The following is a 24525-nucleotide window of genomic DNA, read 5'->3' as shown; positions in this document are numbered from 1 at the left end:
ACTACCTAAAAAAAACAAACAATAAAAATATTTTTCGTACATTCATAATTAAAAGCCGACATAACGTCGGCTTTTTTGTTTCAATTACTTAATGGCATTAGCAACAATTTGTTGTGCTTCTTCTTGAAGTAAAGCTAAATGCTGATTGCTGATAAAACTTTCCGCATAAATTTTATACGCATCTTCAGTGCCAGAAGGTCGGGCTGCAAACCAGCCATTTTCAGTGATAACTTTCAATCCACCAATAGGAGCATGATTAGCTGGCGCAGTGGTTAAACATTGGGTAATTTTTTCACCCGCAAGTTGATTGGTTGTCAGTTGGCTTGCATCAAGTTTGGCTAGTTTTTGTTTCTCAGCAAATGATGCGGGTGCCTGAATTCTGCCATAATAAGAAACACCAAATTTATCCTCAAGTTGTTGATATTGTTCTTGAGGGTTTTTGCCTATTTTGGCAGTCATTTCTGCTGCCAGTAGACATAAAATAATCCCATCTTTATCGGTTGACCAAACTTTACCATTCGTTCGTAAAAATGATGCGCCTGCACTTTCTTCACCGGCAAAACCTAATTGACCATCATAAAGTCCTTGGGCATACCATTTAAAACCAACAGGGTATTCTAAAAATTTTCGGTTTAGACTGTTTGCAACGCGATCTATCATTGAACTTGTCACCACTGTTTTGCCAATGGCAACATCTTTATGCCATTCTGGACGGTGCTGAAATAAATAATTTACACAAGCTGAAAGATAAGCGTTTGGGTTCATTAATCCTTTTGGCGTAACGATCCCATGGCGATCAAAATCGGTGTCATTACCGAATGCTAGATCAAACTTGTCTTTTAAATTTAACAAACCATCCATTGCCCAGCGGCTGGAACAATCCATTCTGATCACTTCGTCGTGATCTAAATGCATAAAACTAAAGGTAGGATCAATTTTGTTATTTACAATATCAAGATTCAGACCATACTTTTCAGCAATTCGGGGCCAATAGGTAATACCTGCGCCACCTAATGGATCAACGCCTATTTTAAGCGATGAAGATTTAATCAATGCAAGATCAACAATGTTTTCCAGATCGTTAATATAATCAGTCTCATATTCTTTGGTATGAATAAATTGTGAATGAGTGGCTTTGTCTAATGAGACCCTTTTCACACCGTCTAATTGCTGTTTAAGGAGTTCATTTGCTCGATGTTCGATTTGTTTAGTGATGTCAGTATCAGCAGGGCCACCATTTGTTGGATTATATTTAATTCCACCATCTTCTGGGGGATTATGGGAAGGAGTAATGACAATACCATCAGCAAGCTGTGATTTTTTATCTTGATTATACGTTAAAATTGCATGTGAAATAACTGGAGTAGGGGTATATCCCCAATCATGTGCAATAACAACAGTCTGTTCGTTAGCAACGAACACTTCAAGCACTGATTTGAGCGCTAATTCAGATAAAGCATGCGTATCTTGGCCAATAAAACAAGGACCAGTGATACCATGGGATTTACGGTATTCGGCAATAGCTTGAGCGATAGCGAGTATATGGGCTTCATTGAATGTGCCTTTATTTGAACTACCTCGATGTCCTGAAGTGCCGAAAATCACCAATTGGCTGATATTATCGGTATCGGGTTTAATTCGAAAATAGTTATCTTGTAAGGTTTCCACATTGATTAGATCAGAAGGTTTAGCTAATAATCCCGCTCGGCTATGGTTTGCCATTTTTCGCTCCTCTACATAATTTTTAATCATTTGATAATGGTTACAGCGCTTTTCTGATTAATATGTGACCACAGAAATTTTATTTCACTGATGTTGAAAACACATCTTTAATTTGGTTAATCGTATTTTCTGAAATCCCCATGTCGCTCATGATTGATTCAATGATATAAATTTTTCTTGCCGTATTGGTATTACTGATTACCCAATAAGGTGTGCCAATAATTTCACGAGGTTTAGTATTTTTACCCGAAATCTCTAAAGATTTTTTATCTTTGGCTAGATATTGGCGTTTACTACCATGAAGCGATGTCGCCGCAATGGCAAAAAGTGCTGGATTATAGTTATAAAGTGCAGCGAGTAATAATAAAAAACGACTGATAATCGATTTTTCATTCGTAAAGGTATCGCTGGTTAACAAATCATTGAACATGGAGTAATGACTTTCTAAATGAACTTTGGCGTTTGAGTTAACAGGATCCGCTTCTATTTTTAACAAACGTCGCAATATACTTGATGCATCTTCACCGATGTGTTTTGTTTGCCCTGCAATAAATTTATATAATTCGTCGTCAATTTCGATAGTTTTCATTATGTTAATTATGCCTATTAGATTATCTTACTGGACACCCTTGTACAGCAATATTGTCAATTTTATGTAAGTTTTGTGTTACGCTATTATTTAAACAATCATTATGAACCTCATCTTGCGGCTTAATGTTTGTTATTACGTCATTTTTTTGTTGTTGATATGAATTATGACAGGCCGATATCATAACTGATAATAATAATTGAAAAAATAACCGTTTCATATACTTATTGTATGTCATATAAACTATTAACTTGAGTATACTCCAACTTAAATGTAAATTGTATTATCTATTGATAAAATAATGAAAAAGATATTGTTGTTATTGTAAAAGAATATTATGCTTAATCTGACAAAAAAAGTATAACTTCAATAATATATATGGGGAATCAAATATGAAAAAAATTGTTTTAACAAGTATCATAGTTGCTATCCTTTCGGGATGTAGTAATAGTGATATCTATTCTGGCGATGTTTATACAACCGATCAAGCAAAACAAGTTCAACAAGTAAGTTATGGCACTGTTGTTTCAGTAAGACCAGTTAAAATTCAAACAAATGCATCTAATGGACGAAGTGAAAATGTGGTAGGTTCATTAGGTGGTGCCGTGATTGGTGGTGTACTTGGTAACACCATTGGTGATGGAGCCGGTAGAGCTTTAGCCGTTGCAACAGGTGCGATTGGTGGTGCGTTAATTGGTAACACAATCGAGGATAAAGCAAGCCAATCAAATGCGGTTGAATTAGAAATTAAGCAAGCAAATGGTGCAAATATTGTGATTGTGCAAAAAGGCACAACCAAAGAGTTTTATGTTGGTCAACAAGTTAGATTAGTGAGTAATGGAAGGCAGATAAGTGCTTCTCCTCGTTATACTACTTCAACACAATAGTTGTCATTAAAAGTTACTAACCCATTTATTATTAGTTTACATTCCAAGACTTTTGTTTATACCTTGTATAAATAAAAGTCTTTCTATCTATTTTATATGAAAGCGATTTCATACTCTACTTCATCTAAACTACTAAACGTTTTATCACTCGGTTGATAATGTTTTGCCTGCTATGACATCAAAAAAATTTGCGTCACTAAATATGAACATATAAACTCAATATTAATTTCACTAATAAAAAGGAATATTTTAGCAATGCGCATTTTACATACGATGATACGTGTAGGAGACTTACAACGTTCTATTGATTTTTATACTCAAGTTATGGGAATGAAAGTATTAAGAACAAGTGAAAATACAGAATACAAATATTCGTTAGCTTTCGTCGGTTATGATGATGAATCTGTCAGTTCCGTTATTGAGCTAACGTATAACTGGGGAACGCAAGAGTATGACCATGGTAATGCATTTGGTCATATTGCTATTGGTGTTGATGATGTCGCCAAAATGTGTGAAGACGTTAAACTTGCTGGTGGTAACGTAACCCGTGAAGCTGGTCCCGTGAAAGGTGGAACGACCATTATTGCCTTTGTTGAAGATCCCGACGGTTATAAGATAGAACTTATTCAGAATGATCAGGCTGAACAAGGACTAGGTAATTAACGCTAACGCTTTTATATATCGCCGATAACATCGGCGATATGTGTATTAAATAAGTATCAAATGATTAGTACTCAACTATATCAGCATGATTATTAATTATTGTGCGTTAAAAGTTTTGTGAAGAATGATTGATGAATGACTTCTTGTTTATCACGCTCTAAACTTGCTGCAATAATGATAGAATTAAGGGCGTTTAATGAAGTGTTAAAATCATCATTAATAATCACATAGTCATATTCATGATAATGTGAAATTTCAGCTTGTGCTTTTGCCATTCTTTTACAAATAACTTGTTCGGTATCTTGTCCTCGCTTAATAAGACGATGTTCAAGTTCTGCTAACGAGGGCGGTAAGATAAAAATACTTTTGGATTGTGGCATTTTTTCTCTAACTTGCTGTGCACCTTGCCAATCAATATCTAAAAATACGTTAACTCCTTGTAATAAGCTTTGCTCAATTTCTGCTTTCGAAGTACCATAATAGTGATCAAATACGTTTGCATATTCGACAAATGCCTGCTGACTAATCAATGACTCAAAATGGTCATGATCCACAAAATAATAATCTTCACCATGTTCTTCGCCTGGTCTTGGCGCTCGGGTGGTATGCGAAATTGAAACTTTTGCCGGATACTGATTTTTTTGCTCTAAATAAGCCCGAATCAAACTTGACTTTCCTGCTCCACTCGGAGCCGAAATAATAAAAAGTGTACCCGTATACTGGTTTGATATGTTATTTTTCATATAAAATCGATTTTGATTATCTTAAAAAACAATTTAAAGGATTATAACAAATTTACAGGCGGAGTGGTGCATAGTCGAACTATTTATCTTAATAATTACTATTAACCTGATCAAACTACATTACTGAGTGTAATTACGTTAATGTGATCCTTGTTAAAATAAGTGAATATTTTGCCTAGACTGAAAACGCATAACAAACTGGTCAATCATTTCATTTAAAATAAATTTTAAGATTAATCATTTATTGTTTGACAGTACCGTGTTAATAATTATGATGAAGTTTTTATCAAGAGAATGCGTTATGTCACTCACATTTAAAGATGGTGTTTATGCTTGTATTCCAACGTTATTAGGCTACGTTGGTATAGGTATTGCTGCTGGCGTTGTAGGAAAATCGGCAAATTTAACGATTTTAGAAGTAACTCTACTTGCTGTGATTGTTTATGCTGGAGCGGCTCAATTTATCATAGCTGGGTTAATGTTAGTTGCTACACCCATTTCAGCCATTATTTTTACTGTTTTTCTGGTTAATTCCCGCCATTTTTTAATGAGCATGGCTACTGCGCCTTCTTTTCGCCGTTTTTCATTACTGGATAATATTGGTATTGGTAGTTTGCTCACAGATGAGAGTTTTGCAGTGGCCATGAATGCAATTGCCAATCATAAACCTGTCAACGCCATATGGATGCATGGACTGAATGTCACCGCTTATGTTGCTTGGATATTATCCTGCTTAATAGGTGCTTTAATCGGTGAGTGGTTACCCGATCCCACTATGTTTGGTCTGGATTATGCTTTAGTGGCTATGTTTATCGGTTTACTTTATTTACAGTTGATAGGTGACAAAACAAAAAGTATTTCTAACAAGATTCTTGTTATGCTCACTGTTTCAGTACTGCTGATCATCTTAATGCGATTTGTATCCCCTGAAATGGCAATATTAATTAGCACATTTGCTGGATGTTTTATGGGAATAGCGATGGAGCGTAAAGTATGACTACTTATAGTTTACTCATCATTATAGGATGTGGATTGGTAACATGGTTACCTCGAATTATTCCTTTTATACTTGTTAGAAAGTTACATTTGCCTGATATTGTGATTCGATTTTTATCGTATGTTCCACTTTGTATCTTAACGGCACTTTTTGTACAGAACCTCTTTATTGCAAAACAAGGGCATTTTCCTGATTTTAAGATCGAATACTGTTTAGCTAGTCTTCCCACTATTTTAGTGGCTTTATTGATGAAAAATCTGATGTGCATTGTTGTGACAGGGATGTGCTTTATGGCGTTGATTCGATATTTTTTATAATACAAAATATTTTATACCTAAAAAACAGGGCTTGTCGCCCTGTTTTTACGTTCTTTCTTGATCTTTAATTTTAGCCACTGATTCCAGCAATTTATCTGCTTCGACAGTTTGACCAAGTTGTTTAAGGTAGTTAGCCATTGCTTTTTGATACGCAGTATTATTAAGTATAGCTTTTGGTTGTGATTTCCACCATTTAATTAACGCAAGCGGATCATTATCGGTTGATAACTGTTTGATTCGAGCAATATAAGCAGCTTGTTTAAACTGATCTAATTGAGAATCACTATACGTTTTCACTTTATACATAATAGGTAATAAATCAATGACAGCTTGATAATTACCCATTTCATAATAAAGTTGATCTGCAAGCCTTAACACTTCGGCATTACGTGGCTTTTCATTTAACAAACTTTCAATAATAGTATGAGCATTATCATATTCATGATTCTTAAGCTGTAAGCGAACTTGAACCAATTGGAAAGCAAATTTTTCGCTAGGTTGGCAAGTCGCAGCTGCTGCTTCGAGCATTTGGTTGGCTTGAATCAACTGATCATTATCAATATTCGCTTGTGCAGCTAATAAATAAGATAATGTTGTATTGGTTGCCCCCTTAGCACTTTTCATGAAAAGTTTAGCAGCTTGTTGATAGTTACCTTCAAGTAATAAAAATTGTGCTTGTTCAATTAATTTTTTTGCTTTATGCGGCGATTTTAAACGAAGCCAATTACCGAAAGCTGTTTTAGAATTGAAGATTTTTTTAAATAATCGATCAACCAAATAAAGACAAAAAAGCGCCAACAATAATAAAATAACAAACGAATTGAAGGACATGCTAATTTTATAATTGGCGATGATAAATACAGCTGAACCTTGATTGAATTGCAATAAAGGCCCTAAAAAGAATCCCCCAACTAATGCTAAGAAAATAACTAATATTTTAATCATTATTATTCTCCTATTTAGCCAACATAGAACGAACACGAGTTTGCATTAACTTCTCAAGTTCACTTAAGCTAGCTAATCTGTCAGGAACACTTTTATTACTAATGGTTTGATTTTGCAAATTATCAAGATCACTTAGGAAGGCTTTAACACTTGGCGAATTATTATCAAAATAGGCATTAACCCAAACAGCAACATCATTAAGCGAACGCTGATAAATCAACTCTTGATGTCGAGGTACAGCTTGTGCGGCTATTAACAGACGGAAACGAATATTTTCACGAAGATACAGTGATTGTTCTAAATTTAGTGGGGTACTTAAAATATGGCATCTAACGATCTGCTTTTCATCTTTTCCTGCTTGTGACAAACATGTCGCAAAGTTATTATCATTTTTATCCAATTTTTCAATGGTAATAAATTTTTGCATAAAAGAATCAATGTTTGCCCATAAATTATGCGACCAATCAGAAATTGACGAAGTGACCACATTGTCGGAACTTTTAGTTGGGTCAATTTTATTTTCTGAATCAGCATCTGAAGATGCGCTGTGAGAATCATCAACTGGCAAAGCATCATTATACTGCGTTAAGCCAAGATCAATATCATTATAATTCTCAACCAAAGGAAGATCGGTCAACGAATCCGAAAGACTAATTAAATTTAAAACAATACCGTCAGAATCGATAAAACTCAATTCAGAAAGCGAACTGATATCTTTATTAATGGCTTGTCTGGCAGGCAATAAACTGGGATCATTTGTTTGTGCTAAACTTTCATCTGCATTTCTTAACAACAAACGGGCAGTGGTATAATCTTGATCACTCCAGATTTTTCGAGCTGCTAAATGGACTAAATAGTTAGCTTGCGATATCAGCCAAACATTATTATCAGTGCTCGACATTGCTGATAATCGTTCGTTAAAGTTATGAAGATTTTGTTCATTTAACCTAATTGTGTCATTAATTTGATTGGTTAACTGTCGTTGTAACTTTTGTTGCTCATTTAACTGATTAGTAACACGCTCTTCAAGCGAAGAAAACTGCTGGTCTTGTTTGGTTACTGCATCATTAATATTACTTTCTAAATCCTTAACAATACTCTGCTTGGTAGTTTGTTTTAAATTGGCTATTTCCATTTCGAGCATTGAAATAGTGCTATTTTGTTTTTCAATTTGTTCATGGCCGTGATAAAAAACAAAGCCACCTAAGCCTAAAGTTAAAGCAATAGCTACAAGCGATAGTTTTGAAATGGGTTTTTTATTGACATTATTTTTGCTGGATGAAGAAGTCGATTTTTTTTCTGTTGTTAGACTTGAATTTGTCGTCATCGTATTTTTTTCTTCTTTCATAATATTGTTCACTTGTGTTAGTGCATCGGTTGTAAAAGGTTTACTAAATGAGGTGGTACTAATCGTTGAACTGGTTGCATTAGCTCCATAAAATCGAATCGGCATAAAAACCTCATTTAGATGATTTTATATAATTGATATTATTATGACATAGACTTATCATTGTTTTAAATAAAATTTGATTATTTGCGCTTTTGGCTAAAACAATATTTTGCCAGTTTAGGCGCTTAGCTTCCTCAAAAATTCTTAGACTGGTCACCACTAAACAAGCTTGTTTTTTATGTTCTGTTTGGCAATACAACTCAAGTTGATGTAAATGTTCTATACTGGTAATGATAACGAGCTGATGCTCAATGGAATTACTCAGTATGTCCAACGGATAGGATATAGCATGACGAGAATAACACTCTACCAGTTTGACTTGGGCTTGTTTGGCACTTAATGTATCGGCAATTAGCTGTCTTCCTGAATCACCGCGTAAAATTAAAACTCTTCGGTTTTTCACCATATCAGCATCAAATAAGGCAAGTAATCCTTCACTATTTTCTTGTTTTGGAAAACTTACCGATTTATGGACTAATTGACGAATCAGTTCCGCCGTTTTATTTCCTATGGCAAAATACTGTAAATGTTTAGGAAAATTAAGATGCGGATTAAATGTGGTAATAACATTTGCGACTTGTGGTGACACTGCAATAACAATATCATTTGGTAATAACTGGTTTAAATCGTTTTGTAAATTCAGCAGATCCTTACCTGCTGAAATCCTAAATAAAGGAAGGTGGGTAGCCTGTAAATTGGCTTGATTTAATAATTTAGTCAATGCTTCACCTTGCGGTGAAGGGCGGGTGACGAAAATCATTCGCTATTCAATTCCTCTAAAATTGCTTTAGCACCAAGCATTAACAATTCATTAGCGACATCTCGTCCTAACTGTTCTGCTTGAGTAATGCTACCGGACAAAGGGACTTTGATTATTGTAGAACCATCTGTTTTGCCAACTAAACCCTTTAAATATAGCTTATCATCCAAAATTTGGCTATAACAAGCAATCGGAACTTGGCAACCACCTTGCAATTGTTGATTCATTGCTCTTTCAGCTTGTATGCAAATTCGACTATATTGGTCATCTAAAGGGGCCAGTAAAGCTAAAATTTGCTTATCATTAGCACGTGTTTCAATACCAATTGCCCCTTGACCGACAGCAGGTAAGATTACATCAGTATCAATATATTGTTTAATACGGTCTTGCAATGATAAACGTTTTAATCCTACAGCGGCTAAAATAATTGCATCATATTCTTGATTGTCTAATTTTGCTAAACGGGTACCAATGTTGCCTCGCAAATCTTTAATATGCAAATGTGGGTAAAGCGCACGTAATTGACATTGTCGTCGTAAACTTGAAGTACCAACCACCGCACCAGAAGATAACTGTGATAAATTTTCGTAGCGATTTGAAATAAATGCATCTCGGACATCATCCCGTTTGCAGATTGTTGCAAGTGTGAGTCCATCGGGAAAATGCACGGGAATATCTTTTATAGAATGCACTGCAATATCAGCTTCATTATTTAAAATGGCTTCTTCCAATTGTTTAACAAATAATCCTTTGCCACCTATTTTTGATAATGGGCTATCAAGTAATATATCACCTTTTGTCACCATAGGGATAAGCTCTACAGACAAATCAGGGTGAATGGCTAATAGCTGCTGTTTAACATAGTTAGCTTGCCAAAGAGCTAAAGGGCTTTTCCTTGTTGCAATGCGGATTTTCAATGGATGTTCCTATAAATACTTTTAATGTTATTTTATTATTGATGTCTTAAAGGTGAATAAGAATAACCGTTTGTTATTTAATCACAAATTGACATCATTCAATCATGTATTGTGATTCAATATAATCTGAAACATTATTCAATGATGTTTCAGATTATTAACCAACAAAAGATAATCAAAGTTTATCAATAAACGTTGATGCGTAACCAATATAGTTGGCTGGTGTTAACTGTTTCAAACGTGATTTTTCATTTTCTGGTAAATCTAACGAATCAATAAACTGCTTCATTCCTTCGGCATCGACACGTTTTCCTCGCGTCAATTCTTTTAGTTTCTCGTAAGGCTTTTCAATACCATAACGTCGCATCACTGTTTGAATGGGTTCAGCTAAGACTTCCCAGTTACGATTGAGCTCATCCAACAAGTACTCTTGATTCACTTCAAGTTTGCTTAATCCTTTTAAGGTTGATTGATAAGCAATGATTGCATAACCAATACCCACACCAAGATTACGCAAAACGGTTGAATCTGTTAAATCACGTTGAAAACGAGAAATTGGCAATTTGCTACCTAAATGATTCATAATGGCATTAGCTATGCCAAGGTTGCCTTCAGAGTTTTCAAAATCGATTGGATTGACTTTGTGTGGCATGGTTGACGATCCGATTTCGCCAGCTACCGTTTTTTGTTTAAAGTGATTTAGTGAAATATAACCCCAAATATCACGATTAAAGTCGATCATAATGGTATTAAATCGAGCAACACAATCAAAAAACTCGGCAATATAATCATGCGGTTCGATTTGAGTTGTGAATGGATTCCATTGTAAACCCAAAGAACAGACAAACTCTTCACTAAATTGATGCCAGTCAATATGAGGATAAGCCACAATATGCGCATTATAGTTACCGGTAGCCCCATTGATTTTACCCAGTATTTCTACCGATTGTAGCTGTTTTAATTGACGCTGTAAGCGATAAGCAACATTAGCAAATTCTTTACCAATCGTTGATGGAGTAGCTGGTTGACCATGAGTTCTGGAAAGTAAAGGTAAATCACGATACGCTTTAGCCTGATCAGTAATTTTATCAATTACTTTTTTCCAATACGGGATTAAAACACTTTCTTTCGCCGTTTTTAACATTAAAGCATATGATAAATTATTAATATCTTCGGATGTACATGCAAAATGAATAAACTCATTGACGGCATGCAACTCTTCATTCGTTTTCACTTTTTCTTTAAGAAAATACTCAACCGCTTTAACATCGTGATTGGTTGTTTTTTCGATCGCTTTAATACGTTTGGCATCATCTTCGTTAAACTGTTCAACAATTTGATTAAGATGCGCCAAAGCCGATTGGCTGAGTGCAGGCACTTCAATAATTTCGGGGTGTGAAGCTAATTTTTGTAACCAACGAACTTCGACTTGTACACGGTATTTTAATAAACCATATTCGCTAAAAATAGTACGTAATTCTGTCGTTTTATCTCCATATCGACCATCAATAGGCGAAAGGGCGGTAAGTGCAGATAATTCCATCGGGATAACTCCGTTGCGATGTTAAAATAGTAATAAAAAATTAAAGTGAATTTGCTTTTTCAATTTCTTGCAAAAGCGCCTGAGCCGTTTTTATTAAGCGTTTTCGTTGAAAAAATAGCTGTAAACGGCTTCCTCCTACTTGGTACCATAAAATAGCAGAACGAATACAACCCAACAACGACGTTCTCACCTTTGCTTGAACTAAAGAATTTTGTAAATACTCAATTTTACCCATCACTTTAATTTTAGTGGTTAATGGGCTAATAATATCGGAATAAATACCGGCTAACGAATAAGACAGATCATCTACATGTGAACTAATCGTTTCTTCATTCATGACAGGATACAATCCCGAAATACGCGTTAAACGCTGGTCAATATTATTTAATGCATCATTATTTTTTATTAATCTACTGGTAATACTTAATGTTCTTAACAGATAGCGAACAACATCCAGTTGTTCTTTTTGCCCTGATGAAAACAGATAAACTAATGTTTGTAAACCCGTTTTAATATTCTGAATACCACCATACACTTCTTCGGTCGTTTGTGGTGAGGTAATAAAAAGGCTATGTATAGTTTGCTCATAAAGTGTTGAGCTACAGACCCCAGTATTGGCTAACTGGGGAACTAAAACAGAACTTTGTATCACACCGGCAAGGGCAATAGTCGTATGGTAATACTTATTCGTCACTCGAACTCTCCTTACTACGAATAATACGTTCCTCAATAATGCCGCCACCTAGACACACTTCGTCTTGATAAAACACAGCAGATTGTCCAGGAGTGACTGCCGCTACAGGGTTAGCAAAAATCACTTCGATTTTGTCTTCTGATATTGGATTGACCTGGCACTGAATATCTTGTTGACGATAACGCGTTTTCACCGTACAAGTAAAAGGTTTGGTCACAGCTTTTCTATCTACCCAATGTAGTTGTTGTGAAATCAGACCATCTGAAAATAGCGCAGGGTGATCATGACCTTGAGCAACAATAAGTTCATTATTTTTAATATCTTTATCCACAACATACCATGGGGTATCATCGGCTTGTTTTAATCCACCAATTCCCAGCCCTTTACGTTGTCCTAAAGTATGATACATAAGTCCTTGATGTTTACCGATAATCTGTCCATCCACCGTACGAATTGCGCCAGCTTGAGCCGGTAAATATCGAGCTAAAAAGTCACTAAACTTTCGTTCGCCAATAAAGCAAATTCCTGTAGAGTCTTTTTTAGATGCAGTAGCTAATCCTAGCTGCTCAGCGATTTTACGAACTTGCGGTTTTTCAAGTTCCCCAACAGGGAACAGACTTTGTCTGACTTGGTCTTCGCTTAACGTATATAAAAAGTAACTTTGGTCTTTATTATTATCTACCCCTCGCAATAATTCGACTTTATCGCCAGTGGTACGTTTACGAACATAATGACCAGTTGCAATATAATCGGCACCAAGATCTTGCGCTGCATACTCTAAAAATGCTTTAAATTTGATTTCTTTATTACATAAAATATCGGGATTAGGGGTTCGCCCTGCTTTATATTCTGATAAAAAATGTTCAAATACGTTATCCCAATATTCGGCTGCAAAATTAATAGTATAAAGTTTAATATTGAGTTTATCACAAACAGCTTGAGCATCGGCTAAGTCAACAGCCGCTGAACAGTATTCATCTGTATCGTCTTCTTCCCAGTTCTTCATAAATAAACCAACAACTTGATAACCTTGTTGTTGAAGTAAATATGCAGAAACAGAAGAATCAACGCCACCAGACATACCGACGACAACTTTTGGGGAAGTATTCATATTTGGCATAATAACTAACATTGTCTATAAAAAAATAATGGCTAATTTTAGCATAAATGACCCCAAAAGCATAAATTTATGCCAATAAGAATTCTGATTGAGAACATTTTTTTTACTGGAACATAGACGGATACTTAAACATTTTTACGTTTTTTTACTCATTAATCTTTCTAAAATCTAAAGAAAAAAAACGAGTGCCTAAATTTCTTAATAAGTGGTTCTATCAACATTAATCAACAAAACCACATATTTTATATGCCATAAAAAAATACAATCAATACACAATATTGTTAATAAAGATCCTTTAACAGATAAACGACATGACCAATAATTTTAAAATCTTGAGGTTCATTTTTGTCTACAGTTATAGACGGATATTTTTGATTATCACAGAGCAAAGCAATGTTAGAACCCTGATTTTGGATGCGTTTAATACTTATCTGATCATCATATTGCACGGCATAAAGATATCCATCAATCGGTTTGCTATGTGCAGTATTAATAATCAAAATATCATGATTGGATATTGTTGGTTCCATGCTATCACCTTTAGCCCAAACCGCCCGCAAGTCATCATTATCAAAAAGTTGATGTTTAATCAATGTGATATCAAACGGTATTGCCTCGATTTGTAAAAGTGACTTATTATTACCGAATTCATTTAATTTATAAAAAGGGATATAGACAAAACCACGACGTTCAGTATCGGGAAGTAACCGACACTCACCTTTACCTGTTGCTAACCACTCAATAGGGATATCACATTTTTGTGCGATAATTGCTAATCTATTAAGAGAAGGGTAAGTTTTACCAGATAAATAGTCACGAATAACGGCTTCAGACATTCCCACTTTTTTGGCAAAGGCATTACCCGATAAACTCTCTAAAACTAAGGTAAGTCGATGCTTAAAATCGATAACACCTGTTTCCTTAAGAATTCGTGTTTTTTCTTGATCTTCAGTTGTTTTTATGTTGCTTTCTTTCATTTTTATAATCCATTTTGCGTTATTTTTTATTTTTCTTGTTTTAATTCGTTTTTTTATGTGTTATTCTTTTGCTTGGAATTTACACCATGCTAGTGTTGTATACCGATAATCTTTTGGATAGCAATAAAAATAAACTTATAGAGGATCTCATAATGAGCGAACAAGATCAAGACTGGACTCCATCAAGAGTAGTAGGCGAAATTAAAATTAGAGGTGGAAATTTAAGAGGTCTATCTCGTGCGAGTGGCTTGCAAGCTGATACTCTACGAAACGCACTTTATCGTCATTGTCCTAAGTATGAACATATTATTTCAGAATATTTAAAAGTTCCTGCTGAAAAAATTTGGCCTTCTCGATATAACTCAAAATCAAATAAAGTTAAATATAAATAAATTATTTAAGTTTCTATTGAAAGACGCCAATCTGGCGTCTTTTATCTTATTGTTAAGTTTTAAAAAAATTAATTCTTTGCTTTTTCCGCTGCTTTAACAATAGCTGCAAATGCATCTGCTTTTAATGATGCGCCACCCACTAATGCACCATCAATATCTGGTTGAGTAAATAACTCAGCGGCATTTTTATCATTGACCGAACCACCGTATTGAATAATGACTTGATCAGCTACTTTTGCATCTTGTTTTGCAATATGGTCACGAATAAATTTATGAACAGCTTGAGCTTGTGCAGGCGTCGCTGATTTGCCTGTACCAATTGCCCATACAGGTTCATAAGCAATAACTGCACCATTGAAAGCTTGAACACCTAATGCATTAATCACCGCATCAATCTGACGAGCACAAACAGTTTGAGTTTGACCCGCTTCGTTTTCGGCTTCGGTTTCACCAATACAAAGTACAGGAACTAAACCTGCTTCTTTAATGACTCCAAATTTTTTAGCGATAAATTCATCTGATTCTTTATGATAAGTACGACGTTCAGAATGACCAATAATAATATGCGTGACCCCGACTTCTTTTAGCATGTTGACAGATACTTCACCAGTATAAGCGCCAGATAAATTAATTCCGACATCTTGAGCGCCTAAAAGAATATTTGATCCACCTAATTGGTGTTTAACAAAATCTAAATAAACGACTGGTGGAGCGATCGCAACATCACATTCGACATCCGTAGATAGCTCATTTCTTAGTTCGGCAACTAAGTTTTTAGCCATTTCAATACTACCATTGAGTTTCCAGTTACCCATCACGAGAGGTTTACGCATAATTTTCTCCAACTTAAATTTTAAAAAGGTGTTGATTTTAGAATGAATTCGTTATAATAGTAGACATTATACACCAAGTAAATAAAGTCTGAGGAAAAATATGTCATTAGAAATATTGAATCAATTGGAAAATAAAATCCAACATACTGTGAATACTATCAGTACATTACAACAAGAGATTGCAACGTTAAAACAAGGAAATCAAGAATTAGAACAGTTGATTAATGACAGTTCAGACGAAATGAAAGCACTACGTGATGAAAACGAAAAATTAAAACAAGATCAACAAGTTTGGCAACAACGTATTCAAACTTTATTAAGTAAAATTGGTGAAATAGCACAGTAATATATTTAACTTACACAACGCGACTTAAGTCGCGTTTCTTTTATGCTTCATTAATCTCATTTTAAGATAAGTATAATGCGAGAAAAGTTAAAATCTTTATGGCTTGCTGAAACGATACGCTTGATTGAAAATGAATCAGGTCGATATGCCGATCAAGACATCAATCGAAAGGCAAGGGCTACACAATCATCATTATCCGATCGAATTTTCCTACGAGCGGTGATGTTGTCTAAGCAAAATGGACTTTATACTGCACAAACGCTATTACTGCATGCGATAAAAATTTCTTTTGTTCTGCTCCTGTTACTTTCCGTTTTTTTAGGCGTGACATTAGCGTTTAGCGCACTCAATCAAAACCCTGTTAATTTATACTGGGCACTTTTCAGCTTATTAGGCGTTCACCTCATCACCTTTTTAATCTGGGTTTGTTCCTTTTTTTTCTTTTCCAATATGGGCGGAAGTATTCTTATCCATTGTTGGTTATGGTTAGCTAAAAAGCTATCTCAAAAAAAGACCATACAAGAACTGATTCCTGCTTTTGTACAACTGTTTGGGGGTAAAATCCGCTGGCTAATTGGGTTTGTCCTTAATCTTTTTTGGACAATCATATTAAGCTTTGCCCTTGTTGTACTGGTGGTTTTGTTTTCGACACAACATTACAGTTTTGAATGGAAATCAACCCTTCTAAACCCCGATGCAATTATACAACTGACCCATTATCTAGGGTTGTTACCTTCAATATTTGGGTTTTCAATTCCGCAAGATGAGATTATTCGATACAGTGAACGCGCACTTAATGCTAGCGAAGTTCGATCTGCGTGGGCGATTTGGTTACTTGGCGTGTTTATTGTTTACGGATTAGCAGTACGTTTTATTTGCATGATCATTTGCGGTATTAACTGGATAGTCAGTTGCCGTAAAGTAAAATTGAATTTAAATTTACCTGAATATCAAATTTTGGCTAATGATTTACAACCGATTTCAATCCACATTGTGGATGAAGATACGCATAAACAAGATCTTAATATTGATTTAACCAAACATTTTATAAACAATGGCGAAGGAATTTTTTTAGTTGCGGTAGATATTCCTGAAAGCTGGACACCGCCAGCATCTGTTACCTTTTTAGGTTTTGTAAATACGCGTGAACAGCGCAAACAAATTTTAGATTATCTTCAAATAAACCCAGCTAAAAAATTATTAATCGCTATTGATACCGACCGATCACCCGATCGAGGAGTATTAAATTTACTTAGTCAATTAACTGAAAAATCGCAACAAAACCGTATTTGGTTCATCAATCAAGGTCACCAACTTAACAACTGGCAATCTTTACCGTTTGGGTTTGCTCAACCGTCATGGTTAAAAGAGGAACTGTAAAATGTTAACAACATTAAAATTAGCCGTTGTTGGTCATGCTAATGTTGGTAAAACCTCATTATTACGGACATTAATTCGCAATAGTCATTTTGGTGAGGTTTCGAATAAACCTGGCACAACAAGGCATGTCGAATCCATAAAAATAAAACTAGGCAATCAAAAATCGATTATTTTTTATGATACACCTGGTTTAGAAGATAGCTTGGCTCTATACGACTACATTAATCAACTTTTGCCTACCAATCATAAACTTGACGGCATTGATAAATTAACGATTTTTTTACAAAGTCCAGAGGCAGAAAACCAATTTAACCAAGAAGCAAAAGTTATAAAACAACTCCTAAATAGTGATGCAGCTATCTATGTTATTGATGTGAGAGAGCCTATACTACCTAAATTTCATGATGAATTAGCTATCTTAGCCAATAGTGATAAACCTATTTTAGCGGTGTTAAATTTTACTGCACAACAAAATCAGAATGAAAAAGAATGGAAAATGTTACTTTCACGAGTCGGGATACATGCTATCATAAGGTTCGACGCGATCGTGCCACCATTGGACGGTGAAGAAAGATTGTACAAAAGCCTTGCGCTTATGATTGAGCCAGCTAAAGCTATTTTAGATGAATGGCTAAATAAGATAACCGAATTACGAGACTCTCGCAACCAAAGCGCTAACTTAATTATTGCAGAAACACTGGTTGATGTGACTGCATTTTATCAAATGGCTAAAACAGATGATAAACAAGCCATAGTTGATATGCAAAATAAAGTAAGAAAGCGAGAACAAAAAGCAATTGATGAATTATTATCGCTTTATCAATTTGATGCTGAGCACGAAAGCGAACAAGGTTTACCCTTAATTAAAGGGCGCTACAAAGCGGATCTTTTTAATATTGATGCGTTAAAAAGCATGGGCGTTCATTTAACCAAAGGTTTTGTATCGGGAGCCACTATCGGTGCAAGCATCGACTTAGCAACCGGAGGATTGACTTTCGGATCTGCTGCGTTAATTGGTGGTGCTTTAGGTACGCTAATGCAAACGGCCAAACATTACGGATCTAGAATGCGCTACCAGCTATCTGGATACAGTAAATTAAGTGTTGACGATGCAATTATCTGTTTTCTTTCATTGCGATTAATTCGTCTTAAAGAAAATTTGAATAATCGTAGTCATGCAAATACCGACCCGATTCAATTGTCTAATTTGGATAATAGCGAATGGGAAAAGGGTGTATTACCCAAAAGTCTAAAAGTTGCAAGACGTTATTCACAATGGTCAAACTTAAACAAGGGAACCAAAAGATATGACAAAAAAAGGCAATCAACGATACGTGACGTTGCTAAGCAGTTGTTTTAGTCTAAGGAAACGTTGTTTTATTCTCACGTTAATTTTATCTATGTTTATGCTATTTGGCTGTAGCAGTAGTCGGGGACAAGTGACCTCAAATACGCTAAGATCAGAAACGGCTATGTTAGCTAAAATAGAATCCCATTACAAAAAATGGCAAGGTACGCCATACCGTTATGGTGGAACAACCCTAGCTGGGAGCGATTGTTCAGCTTTAGTCATGAACTTCTTTAAAAATAAACTAGCTAAACGATTGCCAAGAAGTGCAGCTGAACAAGCTAAACTAGGTTACAAAGTGACGAAACCCAAAGCGGGGGATTTAGTCTTTTTCAAAACCGGTGGACGGGGTAGTGGATTACATGTCGGCATCTATTACACGGATGGAAAATTTTTACATGCCTCGACGTCGAAAGGTGTCATCTATTCCAATTTAAACGAGTCTTATTGGAAACAGCGCTATTGGATGGCAAGACGAATAAATGATATTTAAAAACGACTAAAATGCTCACTCATCACATCATGACAAGTGAGCATGATACTATCAGCACAATCAGTAATTTCAACTTAAATCAAAGACTGACTTTTCAAATTTCGCATAACATTTGCAACATAAAGCATTTCACTTGGTGTCCCTAATGATATTCGACACCAATTTGAGGCAGGCTCAAAATCTCGACCTATTAAAATAAAATTTTGTTTCATGAGTTCTCGATATTTTTTTAAATCAATGGGGCTTTTATGAAACAAAAAGTTCGTTTCAGATTTAAGATAATGTAAACCTAAATCTGACAAAGTCTTTTCCATAATCGTCCGTGACACATCAACCGCTTTTTTAGAATAAGTTAGAAACTGGACATCATCCATTGACGCTAAAGCCGCACAGACACCGCAATAATTTAACTTTTCGCCTGCAACATACTGAGCAATATGACGAATATTATCTGCTGAACTCACCACATAACCGACACGTAGACCAGCCATAGCATGAATTTTTGAAAACGTTTTCAGTAAAACAATATTATCAAACCCCTTTGAAATTAAGTAATCAACCGACTTAAAAGCTGGATCATTGACGAATTCGGCATAGGCTTCATCGACAATAAATACCGTATTTTTGGGTTTACTTGTTAACCATGATTCTATTTCGCTATTGGCAAATACAGTCGAAGTAGGATTATTAGGGTTGACTAAATAAACGATTGAAGAGCCTTGATAATCCTCAACCGCTTTTTGTAAGCCTTTAATATCAATTTGCCAATCGGCTAAGCAGGGCACTTTGGTTACCTTTAATTTAAAGATTTTAGCAAGATGTTCGCCGTCACTATAAGTTAATTCCGGTATCACTAATTGTGTATCCGGTTTCACATAAGCTGCTAATGAACTTCGAATACCTTCAGATGATCCTGCCGTTAGCAAAATGTGATTATCGCTTACATGATGATATTGAGCCAATCGTCTATTTAACAGGGGCATTTCAGCTTTAGCATAACGGTTTGCTTTAGGAATCGCATCAATGGCTGCTTGTTTAGCTGCGCCTGACATACCAAGCGCATTTTCATTAAAGTTCAGTCTAACGGGATTGTTAAGGTTAGGTATCACAACGTTATCTTGTATGGGTAACGAATATGATACTGTTTTTTGTTGTTCTAGCGCATGTGCTTTAGCCAGTAATTGATTAACCGTCAAACCTGCAATTGCAGCGGAAGACAACGTTAATAGTTTTCTACGGTTGATATTCAAATTTGCGACCATTTTTCACCTCTCGATTAATGATTTCTTTACAGGCTAATTGAACAGTGCAAAAAACATACCAAATATAATGATAATCATTAAAAGCGTATTAATACCCTAATTAGGGTCAACAATGGTCCATTTTGAAGATGATAACGATTAACTTGGTTAAAAAACGCACTTAACTGGTGCTAGTTTGCACTAAAGCGCATCACGAATAAACAGCCATTGCGTATGTTGCATAACATACGCAATGGTCTTAATTAAGATGATATGATTCTAATCACAACAGCGATTGATTAGCTATCTGCGGGCGTTTCGATATCAGAATACGTCGATAACATTTGCAAGAACTTAAATTTAGCGTTTACCATTTTGGTTGAACGTTCATGCAAGGTATTGGCAATCACCGGTTCTAACGTTTCTAAACGTCTAAAACGCTGCTCTTTCAATAAAATACTAGATAATAATTCACTATTTGGTGATTTAGAATCAAGCACCAGACCAGGTTTACCTTCTGCCGTACGTCGTGGATCATAACGATATAGCGGCCAGAATCCTGATTTAACTAAATCTTTCATCTGTTCATGCGATTTTGCTAAATCATAACCATGCTCTTCGCAAGGGCTATAAGCGATCACTAAAGATGGGCCGTCATAGGCTTCGGCTTCTTGCAGGGCTTTTAACGTTTGATTAAGCTGTGCACCTAATGCAATTTGCGCAACATAAACATGCCCATACATCATCACACTCACGCCTAAATCTTTGCGTGCTTTATGTTTACCTAAATCGGCAAATTTAGACACGGCTCCCATTGGCGTTGCTTTAGATTGCTGACCACCAGTATTAGAATAGCATTGTGTATCTAATACCAAAATATTAACGTTATTGGTCAAACTCATTACATGATCCAGTCCACCAAAACCAATATCATATGCCCAACCGTCACCACCAATTGCCCAAACTGACTTATCGATTAAATAATCCGCATCTTGAATTAACTCTTTTGCTTCAGGCGAGTCCAAATGAGCCAGTTGATCACGCAATAAAGCAACCTGCTTGCGTTTATCATCAATAGTAGAATCAAGGGACTGTAACGCAATGACAATTTCGGGCGAAATCTCACCCGCTACATGTTCAAGCAAACGTAACGCCCGTTTTTTATGTTGGTCATAAGTGATCCGATAACCTAAAGCAAATTCGGCATTATCTTCAAATAACGAATTTGCCCAAGCAGGGCCACGACCGTAACGATCGGTAGTATAAGGGGTAGAAGGTAAATTACCGCCATAAATTGAAGAACAACCGGTTGCATTAGCTATGGCAAGATGATCACCATAAAGTTGCGTTAACAATTTAATGTAAGGGGTTTCACCACAGCCGGCACAAGCGCCCGAATACTCAAACAATGGTGTTAATAACTGCGATGTGCGGACATCAATACGTTCAAGTGATTTAATATCACGATCAGGCAAATCATTAAAGAACGCAAAATTGGCGCGTTGCGTTTCTAAATTATCAATGCGTGATTGCATATTAATCGCTTTAATATCAAAATTATTACGATCCCGAGACGGACACACCTCAACACACAAATTACAACCCGTACAATCTTCCGGCGCAACTTGTAAAACGTAGCGTTGACCTCGCATATCGCGGGCTTTTACCTCGAGCGAACTCAATGAATCGGGTGCGTTTGCCAAATCGTCAGGTAATACCACTTTAGCTCGAATTGCCGCATGTGGACACGCAACCGCACAATGATTACATTGGGTACAAAGGTCGGGTTGCCAAATTGGAATCGCTTCGGCGATGTTTCGTTTTTCCCATTTTGTGGTGCCCGTTGGCCACGTGCCGTCGGGTGGAAAGGCAGATACTGGCAAGTTATCGCCTAAACCGGCAAGCATTGATGCCGTCACTACTTTCACAAAGTCAGGCGCATTACTTGGTACTATAGAAGGGCGTGATGCGCTACTTTGATCGACACAACTTAACGGAATTTGCTCTAAAGAAGCAATCGCTAAATCAAGGGCTTTCCAGTTGTTTTCGACTAATTCTTGACCTTTGCTACTGTAACTTTTGGCTATCACTTCTTTAAGCTGTGTGATACTAAAATCATTTTTAAATATTTCAGAAAGATGAAAGAAAGCCGCTTGCATAACGGTATTAATACGGGCTCCTAAATTACATTCTCGGGCAATTTTAGCGGCATTAATAATATAAAAGTGTGCTCTTTTCTGGATTAATTGTACTTGAACTTCTTTCGGTAAACGATGCCAAACTTCATCTTTACTATAAGGTGTATTAAGTAAAAAGATCCCGTCATCTTTTAGTTTTTCAACAATCTGGTATTTATCGATAAATTGATCTTGATGACAGCCAATAAAATGTGCGCTAGTGATTAAATAAGGAGAATCAATAGGCTCCAAACTTACTCGTAAATGCGAAGTCGTTAAGCCACCGGCCTTTTTAGAGTCATAAACAAAATAGCCCTGCACATAAAAAGGTGAGCTATCACCAATAATTTTAATATTATTTTTAGTCGCCGAAACCGTACCGTCACTACCCAAACCATAAAATAATGCTTCAAGCGCAGATTTTTGTGGAATAGATTGTTCGGGTAATTTCAATGACAATCCAGTTACATCATCATAAATCCCAACGGTAAAGCGTGGTTTTGGTTTTTCTGCTAACAGCTCGTTAAAGATAGCCAAGACACAGCGAGGATCAAACTCTTTCGATGACAAACCATAACGTCCACCAACAATGGTTGGTAAACAATGGCGTTCACCTTGGCTAAAGCTTTCGGCAAAAGCAGTCATAACATCTAAGTACAAAGGTTCGGCTTGGGCACCAGGTTCTTTTGTTCTATCTAAAACTGCTATTTTTTTAACAGAATCCGGAATGACCGTTAACAAATGTTTTGCAGAAAAAGGGCGGAATAATCTAACAATCACCACACCGACTTTTTCATGATTATCAAGCAGATAATCGACGACTTCTTTACAAGTACTCACGCCTGAGCCCATTATGACAATCACACGTTCGGCATCACTTGCCCCATAATATTCAAACGGTTGGTATTGTCTACCTGTCTCTTTTTCAAATGCTTGCATCGCATCGACAACATGCTGATAAGTCTGATCATAATAAGAATTTACCGCTTCACGACATTGAAAATAGGTATCAGGATTAGCCGACGTGCCACGAATAACAGGATTATCGGGCGTCAAAGCACGGCTACGATAAGCTTTTATAGCATCATGCGGTAACAGGTTATGAATTTGTTCATCGCTTAAAGGATGAATTTTATTCACTTCATGGGATGTTCGAAAACCATCAAAAAAGTGGACAAAAGGCACACGACTATTTAATGTTGCCATTTGTGCAATTAGCGCAAAATCTTGGGCTTCTTGAACTGAACTTGAACACAGCATAGCAAAGCCCGTTTGTCTGATTGACATTACATCAGAATGATCACCAAAAATTGACAGCGCATGGGTGGCAACCGTACGAGCAGCGACATGTAAAACAAAAGGCGTTAATTCACCGGCTATCTTATATAACGAAGGGATCATTAACAACAAGCCTTGCGATGATGTAAACGACGTCGCTAATGCGCCCGTCATTAAAGAACCATGCACAGTTGAAATAGCACCCGCTTCAGACTGCATTTCAACTACTCTTGGAATATCGCCAAAGACATTAGGCTTATTAAATTCAGCCCAAGTGCTTGCTTGCTCAGCCATGGTTGAGCTTGGCGTAATAGGATAAATTGCTATGACTTCATTGGCACGATAAGCAACGGATGACACCGCACTATTAGCATCAGATATGATCATTAAAAAACCTTGTGTTTTATAGTGTTACGACATTACTTCATTATTATAAATTTTGACTATTGTATCAGAAACCAAGATAGCTTTGAGTTATTTTTGAATTAAAATTTTTTTGACTTGAAATTAGTGTTCAATAATTGGATTAGGATTAACTAAATAAACCCAACCTTTTTTAAACATGACTGATGACTTTGTAGATATTAAAAAAGAATTGCATAGTTTCATTTATATAATATGTACTCAATAATGAACAAATGAAATGGTTTTGGCATTATTCATTGAATAGATTGTTACTATACAATTTATCTAAATTATATAGTAACAGATGT

23 protein-coding genes are annotated in these 24525 nt (G+C 35.9%); 9 read left to right on the top strand and 14 right to left on the bottom strand.

Going from position 1 to position 24525, the window contains the following annotated elements; translation table 11 throughout:
- Nucleotides 1-84: 84 nt before the first annotated feature.
- Both pgm and ACGH6P_RS04405 read right to left on the bottom strand, forming a co-directional pair.
- The gene (pgm, locus tag ACGH6P_RS04410; RefSeq protein ID WP_411596818.1) at nucleotides 85-1722 is read right to left on the bottom strand and encodes a phosphoglucomutase (alpha-D-glucose-1,6-bisphosphate-dependent); all 1638 of its coding nucleotides are present in this window, start codon (nucleotides 1720-1722) and stop codon (nucleotides 85-87) included.
- A 79-nt stretch (nucleotides 1723-1801) separates the two neighbouring features.
- Nucleotides 1802-2311: a hypothetical protein gene (locus ACGH6P_RS04405; protein ID WP_065559380.1), complete on the bottom strand. Its 510-nt coding sequence runs from the start codon at nucleotides 2309-2311 to the stop codon at nucleotides 1802-1804.
- A 392-nt stretch (nucleotides 2312-2703) separates the two neighbouring features.
- Here ACGH6P_RS04405 and ACGH6P_RS04400 point away from each other — a divergent pair, with 392 nt between their 5' ends.
- Complete coding sequence (locus ACGH6P_RS04400; protein WP_267352550.1) at nucleotides 2704-3198, top strand: glycine zipper 2TM domain-containing protein; 495 nt, start codon at nucleotides 2704-2706, stop codon at nucleotides 3196-3198.
- A 255-nt stretch (nucleotides 3199-3453) separates the two neighbouring features.
- On the top strand, nucleotides 3454-3861 hold the full coding sequence (gene gloA, locus ACGH6P_RS04395) for a lactoylglutathione lyase (protein ID WP_411596817.1): 408 nt from the start codon (nucleotides 3454-3456) through the stop codon (nucleotides 3859-3861).
- A 92-nt stretch (nucleotides 3862-3953) separates the two neighbouring features.
- Here gloA and gmk read toward each other — a convergent pair whose 3' ends face one another.
- Complete coding sequence (gene gmk, locus ACGH6P_RS04390; protein WP_411596816.1) at nucleotides 3954-4604, bottom strand: guanylate kinase; 651 nt, start codon at nucleotides 4602-4604, stop codon at nucleotides 3954-3956.
- 301 nt (nucleotides 4605-4905) lie between these two features.
- On the opposite strand from gmk, the gene ACGH6P_RS04385 reads away from it, so the two are divergent.
- Together ACGH6P_RS04385 and ACGH6P_RS04380 are read left to right on the top strand one after the other, a co-directional pair.
- Nucleotides 4906-5601 (top strand): AzlC family ABC transporter permease, encoded by a 696-nt coding sequence (locus ACGH6P_RS04385; RefSeq protein ID WP_411596815.1) that lies wholly within the window; start codon nucleotides 4906-4908, stop codon nucleotides 5599-5601.
- Nucleotides 5598-5918: an AzlD domain-containing protein gene (locus tag ACGH6P_RS04380; protein WP_411596814.1), complete on the top strand. Its 321-nt coding sequence runs from the start codon at nucleotides 5598-5600 to the stop codon at nucleotides 5916-5918. The genes ACGH6P_RS04385 and ACGH6P_RS04380 overlap by 4 nt, the downstream gene beginning before the upstream one ends.
- A gap of 45 nt (nucleotides 5919-5963) precedes the next feature.
- Here the strand turns inward: ACGH6P_RS04380 and ACGH6P_RS04375 are convergent, their stop codons facing one another.
- The 8 genes from ACGH6P_RS04375 to ACGH6P_RS04340 form a co-directional block, all read right to left on the bottom strand.
- On the bottom strand, nucleotides 5964-6863 hold the full coding sequence (locus ACGH6P_RS04375; protein ID WP_411596813.1) for a heme biosynthesis HemY N-terminal domain-containing protein: 900 nt from the start codon (nucleotides 6861-6863) through the stop codon (nucleotides 5964-5966).
- A 10-nt stretch (nucleotides 6864-6873) separates the two neighbouring features.
- The gene (locus ACGH6P_RS04370) at nucleotides 6874-8316 is read right to left on the bottom strand and encodes a uroporphyrinogen-III C-methyltransferase (protein ID WP_411596812.1); all 1443 of its coding nucleotides are present in this window, start codon (nucleotides 8314-8316) and stop codon (nucleotides 6874-6876) included.
- A 7-nt stretch (nucleotides 8317-8323) separates the two neighbouring features.
- Entirely contained in the window at nucleotides 8324-9073 is a 750-nt protein-coding gene (locus ACGH6P_RS04365; RefSeq protein WP_411596811.1) for a uroporphyrinogen-III synthase, read from the bottom strand.
- Nucleotides 9070-9990, bottom strand: coding sequence for a hydroxymethylbilane synthase (gene hemC, locus ACGH6P_RS04360; protein WP_411596810.1), 921 nt, complete (start codon nucleotides 9988-9990; stop codon nucleotides 9070-9072). Before hemC ends, ACGH6P_RS04365 begins: the two co-directional genes overlap by 4 nt.
- A 175-nt stretch (nucleotides 9991-10165) precedes the next feature.
- Nucleotides 10166-11533 (bottom strand): adenylosuccinate lyase, encoded by a 1368-nt coding sequence (purB, locus tag ACGH6P_RS04355; protein WP_267352559.1) that lies wholly within the window; start codon nucleotides 11531-11533, stop codon nucleotides 10166-10168.
- 40 nt (nucleotides 11534-11573) lie between these two features.
- Nucleotides 11574-12227: a high frequency lysogenization protein HflD gene (hflD, locus tag ACGH6P_RS04350; protein ID WP_411590227.1), complete on the bottom strand. Its 654-nt coding sequence runs from the start codon at nucleotides 12225-12227 to the stop codon at nucleotides 11574-11576.
- On the bottom strand, nucleotides 12217-13338 hold the full coding sequence (gene mnmA, locus ACGH6P_RS04345) for a tRNA 2-thiouridine(34) synthase MnmA (protein WP_411596809.1): 1122 nt from the start codon (nucleotides 13336-13338) through the stop codon (nucleotides 12217-12219). Before mnmA ends, hflD begins: the two co-directional genes overlap by 11 nt.
- 290 nt (nucleotides 13339-13628) lie before the next feature.
- Nucleotides 13629-14324: a helix-turn-helix transcriptional regulator gene (locus ACGH6P_RS04340; protein ID WP_267352562.1), complete on the bottom strand. Its 696-nt coding sequence runs from the start codon at nucleotides 14322-14324 to the stop codon at nucleotides 13629-13631.
- Nucleotides 14325-14476: 152 nt separating this feature from the next.
- Between ACGH6P_RS04340 and ACGH6P_RS04335 the strand changes: the two genes are divergently transcribed.
- Nucleotides 14477-14716: a transcriptional regulator gene (locus ACGH6P_RS04335; protein ID WP_267352563.1), complete on the top strand. Its 240-nt coding sequence runs from the start codon at nucleotides 14477-14479 to the stop codon at nucleotides 14714-14716.
- A 68-nt stretch (nucleotides 14717-14784) separates the two neighbouring features.
- Here ACGH6P_RS04335 and tpiA read toward each other — a convergent pair whose 3' ends face one another.
- Nucleotides 14785-15549 (bottom strand): triose-phosphate isomerase, encoded by a 765-nt coding sequence (gene tpiA / locus ACGH6P_RS04330; protein ID WP_267380670.1) that lies wholly within the window; start codon nucleotides 15547-15549, stop codon nucleotides 14785-14787.
- Between the two features lie 100 nt (nucleotides 15550-15649).
- Between tpiA and zapB the strand changes: the two genes are divergently transcribed.
- From zapB to ACGH6P_RS04310, 4 genes are all read left to right on the top strand, one after another.
- Entirely contained in the window at nucleotides 15650-15895 is a 246-nt protein-coding gene (zapB, locus tag ACGH6P_RS04325) for a cell division protein ZapB (RefSeq protein ID WP_267352565.1), read from the top strand.
- Between the two features lie 75 nt (nucleotides 15896-15970).
- Entirely contained in the window at nucleotides 15971-17275 is a 1305-nt protein-coding gene (locus ACGH6P_RS04320) for a DUF2868 domain-containing protein (protein ID WP_411596808.1), read from the top strand.
- A gap of 1 nt (nucleotide 17276) precedes the next feature.
- Nucleotides 17277-18635, top strand: coding sequence for a GTPase/DUF3482 domain-containing protein (locus ACGH6P_RS04315; protein WP_411596807.1), 1359 nt, complete (start codon nucleotides 17277-17279; stop codon nucleotides 18633-18635).
- Nucleotides 18583-19116: a C40 family peptidase gene (locus ACGH6P_RS04310; RefSeq protein ID WP_081299181.1), complete on the top strand. Its 534-nt coding sequence runs from the start codon at nucleotides 18583-18585 to the stop codon at nucleotides 19114-19116. Before ACGH6P_RS04315 ends, ACGH6P_RS04310 begins: the two co-directional genes overlap by 53 nt.
- Before the next feature lie 74 nt (nucleotides 19117-19190).
- Here ACGH6P_RS04310 and ACGH6P_RS04305 read toward each other — a convergent pair whose 3' ends face one another.
- Nucleotides 19191-20378 carry a pyridoxal phosphate-dependent aminotransferase gene (locus ACGH6P_RS04305; protein WP_411596806.1) on the bottom strand — a complete coding sequence of 396 codons (1188 nt, stop codon included), beginning with the start codon at nucleotides 20376-20378 and terminating at the stop codon, nucleotides 19191-19193.
- A gap of 278 nt (nucleotides 20379-20656) precedes the next feature.
- Nucleotides 20657-24199, bottom strand: a complete 3543-nt coding sequence (nifJ, locus tag ACGH6P_RS04300; protein WP_411596805.1) for a pyruvate:ferredoxin (flavodoxin) oxidoreductase — start codon at nucleotides 24197-24199, stop codon at nucleotides 20657-20659.
- Between the last annotated feature and the right edge of the window lie 326 nt (nucleotides 24200-24525).

Origin of the sequence: Gilliamella sp. CG25 (assembly GCF_046635705.1) — a bacterium.
Classification (GTDB): Bacteria; Pseudomonadota; Gammaproteobacteria; order Enterobacterales; family Orbaceae; genus Gilliamella; species Gilliamella apicola_I.
This window is presented reverse-complemented; position numbering and strand designations above follow the sequence as displayed.

Bases quoted from the DNA above. Each gene is read 5' to 3' on its own strand.
- ACGH6P_RS04380 (WP_411596814.1), top strand. From the start codon at position 5,598: ATGACTACTTATAGTTTACTCATCATTATAGGATGTGGATTGGTAACA.
- purB (WP_267352559.1), bottom strand. From the start codon at position 11,533: ATGGAATTATCTGCACTTACCGCCCTTTCGCCTATTGATGGTCGATAT.
- ACGH6P_RS04310 (WP_081299181.1), top strand. From the start codon at position 18,583: ATGACAAAAAAAGGCAATCAACGATACGTGACGTTGCTAAGCAGTTGT.
- ACGH6P_RS04400 (WP_267352550.1), top strand. From the start codon at position 2,704: ATGAAAAAAATTGTTTTAACAAGTATCATAGTTGCTATCCTTTCGGGA.
- ACGH6P_RS04320 (WP_411596808.1), top strand. From the start codon at position 15,971: ATGCGAGAAAAGTTAAAATCTTTATGGCTTGCTGAAACGATACGCTTG.
- ACGH6P_RS04405 (WP_065559380.1), bottom strand. From the start codon at position 2,311: ATGAAAACTATCGAAATTGACGACGAATTATATAAATTTATTGCAGGG.
- ACGH6P_RS04385 (WP_411596815.1), top strand. From the start codon at position 4,906: ATGTCACTCACATTTAAAGATGGTGTTTATGCTTGTATTCCAACGTTA.
- ACGH6P_RS04375 (WP_411596813.1), bottom strand. From the start codon at position 6,863: ATGATTAAAATATTAGTTATTTTCTTAGCATTAGTTGGGGGATTCTTT.
- zapB (WP_267352565.1), top strand. From the start codon at position 15,650: ATGTCATTAGAAATATTGAATCAATTGGAAAATAAAATCCAACATACT.
- ACGH6P_RS04370 (WP_411596812.1), bottom strand. From the start codon at position 8,316: ATGCCGATTCGATTTTATGGAGCTAATGCAACCAGTTCAACGATTAGT.
- ACGH6P_RS04315 (WP_411596807.1), top strand. From the start codon at position 17,277: ATGTTAACAACATTAAAATTAGCCGTTGTTGGTCATGCTAATGTTGGT.
- ACGH6P_RS04340 (WP_267352562.1), bottom strand. From the start codon at position 14,324: ATGAAAGAAAGCAACATAAAAACAACTGAAGATCAAGAAAAAACACGA.
- tpiA (WP_267380670.1), bottom strand. From the start codon at position 15,549: ATGCGTAAACCTCTCGTGATGGGTAACTGGAAACTCAATGGTAGTATT.
- gmk (WP_411596816.1), bottom strand. From the start codon at position 4,604: ATGAAAAATAACATATCAAACCAGTATACGGGTACACTTTTTATTATT.
- ACGH6P_RS04365 (WP_411596811.1), bottom strand. From the start codon at position 9,073: ATGATTTTCGTCACCCGCCCTTCACCGCAAGGTGAAGCATTGACTAAA.
- pgm (WP_411596818.1), bottom strand. From the start codon at position 1,722: ATGGCAAACCATAGCCGAGCGGGATTATTAGCTAAACCTTCTGATCTA.
- ACGH6P_RS04335 (WP_267352563.1), top strand. From the start codon at position 14,477: ATGAGCGAACAAGATCAAGACTGGACTCCATCAAGAGTAGTAGGCGAA.
- ACGH6P_RS04305 (WP_411596806.1), bottom strand. From the start codon at position 20,378: ATGGTCGCAAATTTGAATATCAACCGTAGAAAACTATTAACGTTGTCT.
- mnmA (WP_411596809.1), bottom strand. From the start codon at position 13,338: ATGAATACTTCCCCAAAAGTTGTCGTCGGTATGTCTGGTGGCGTTGAT.
- nifJ (WP_411596805.1), bottom strand. From the start codon at position 24,199: ATGATCATATCTGATGCTAATAGTGCGGTGTCATCCGTTGCTTATCGT.
- gloA (WP_411596817.1), top strand. From the start codon at position 3,454: ATGCGCATTTTACATACGATGATACGTGTAGGAGACTTACAACGTTCT.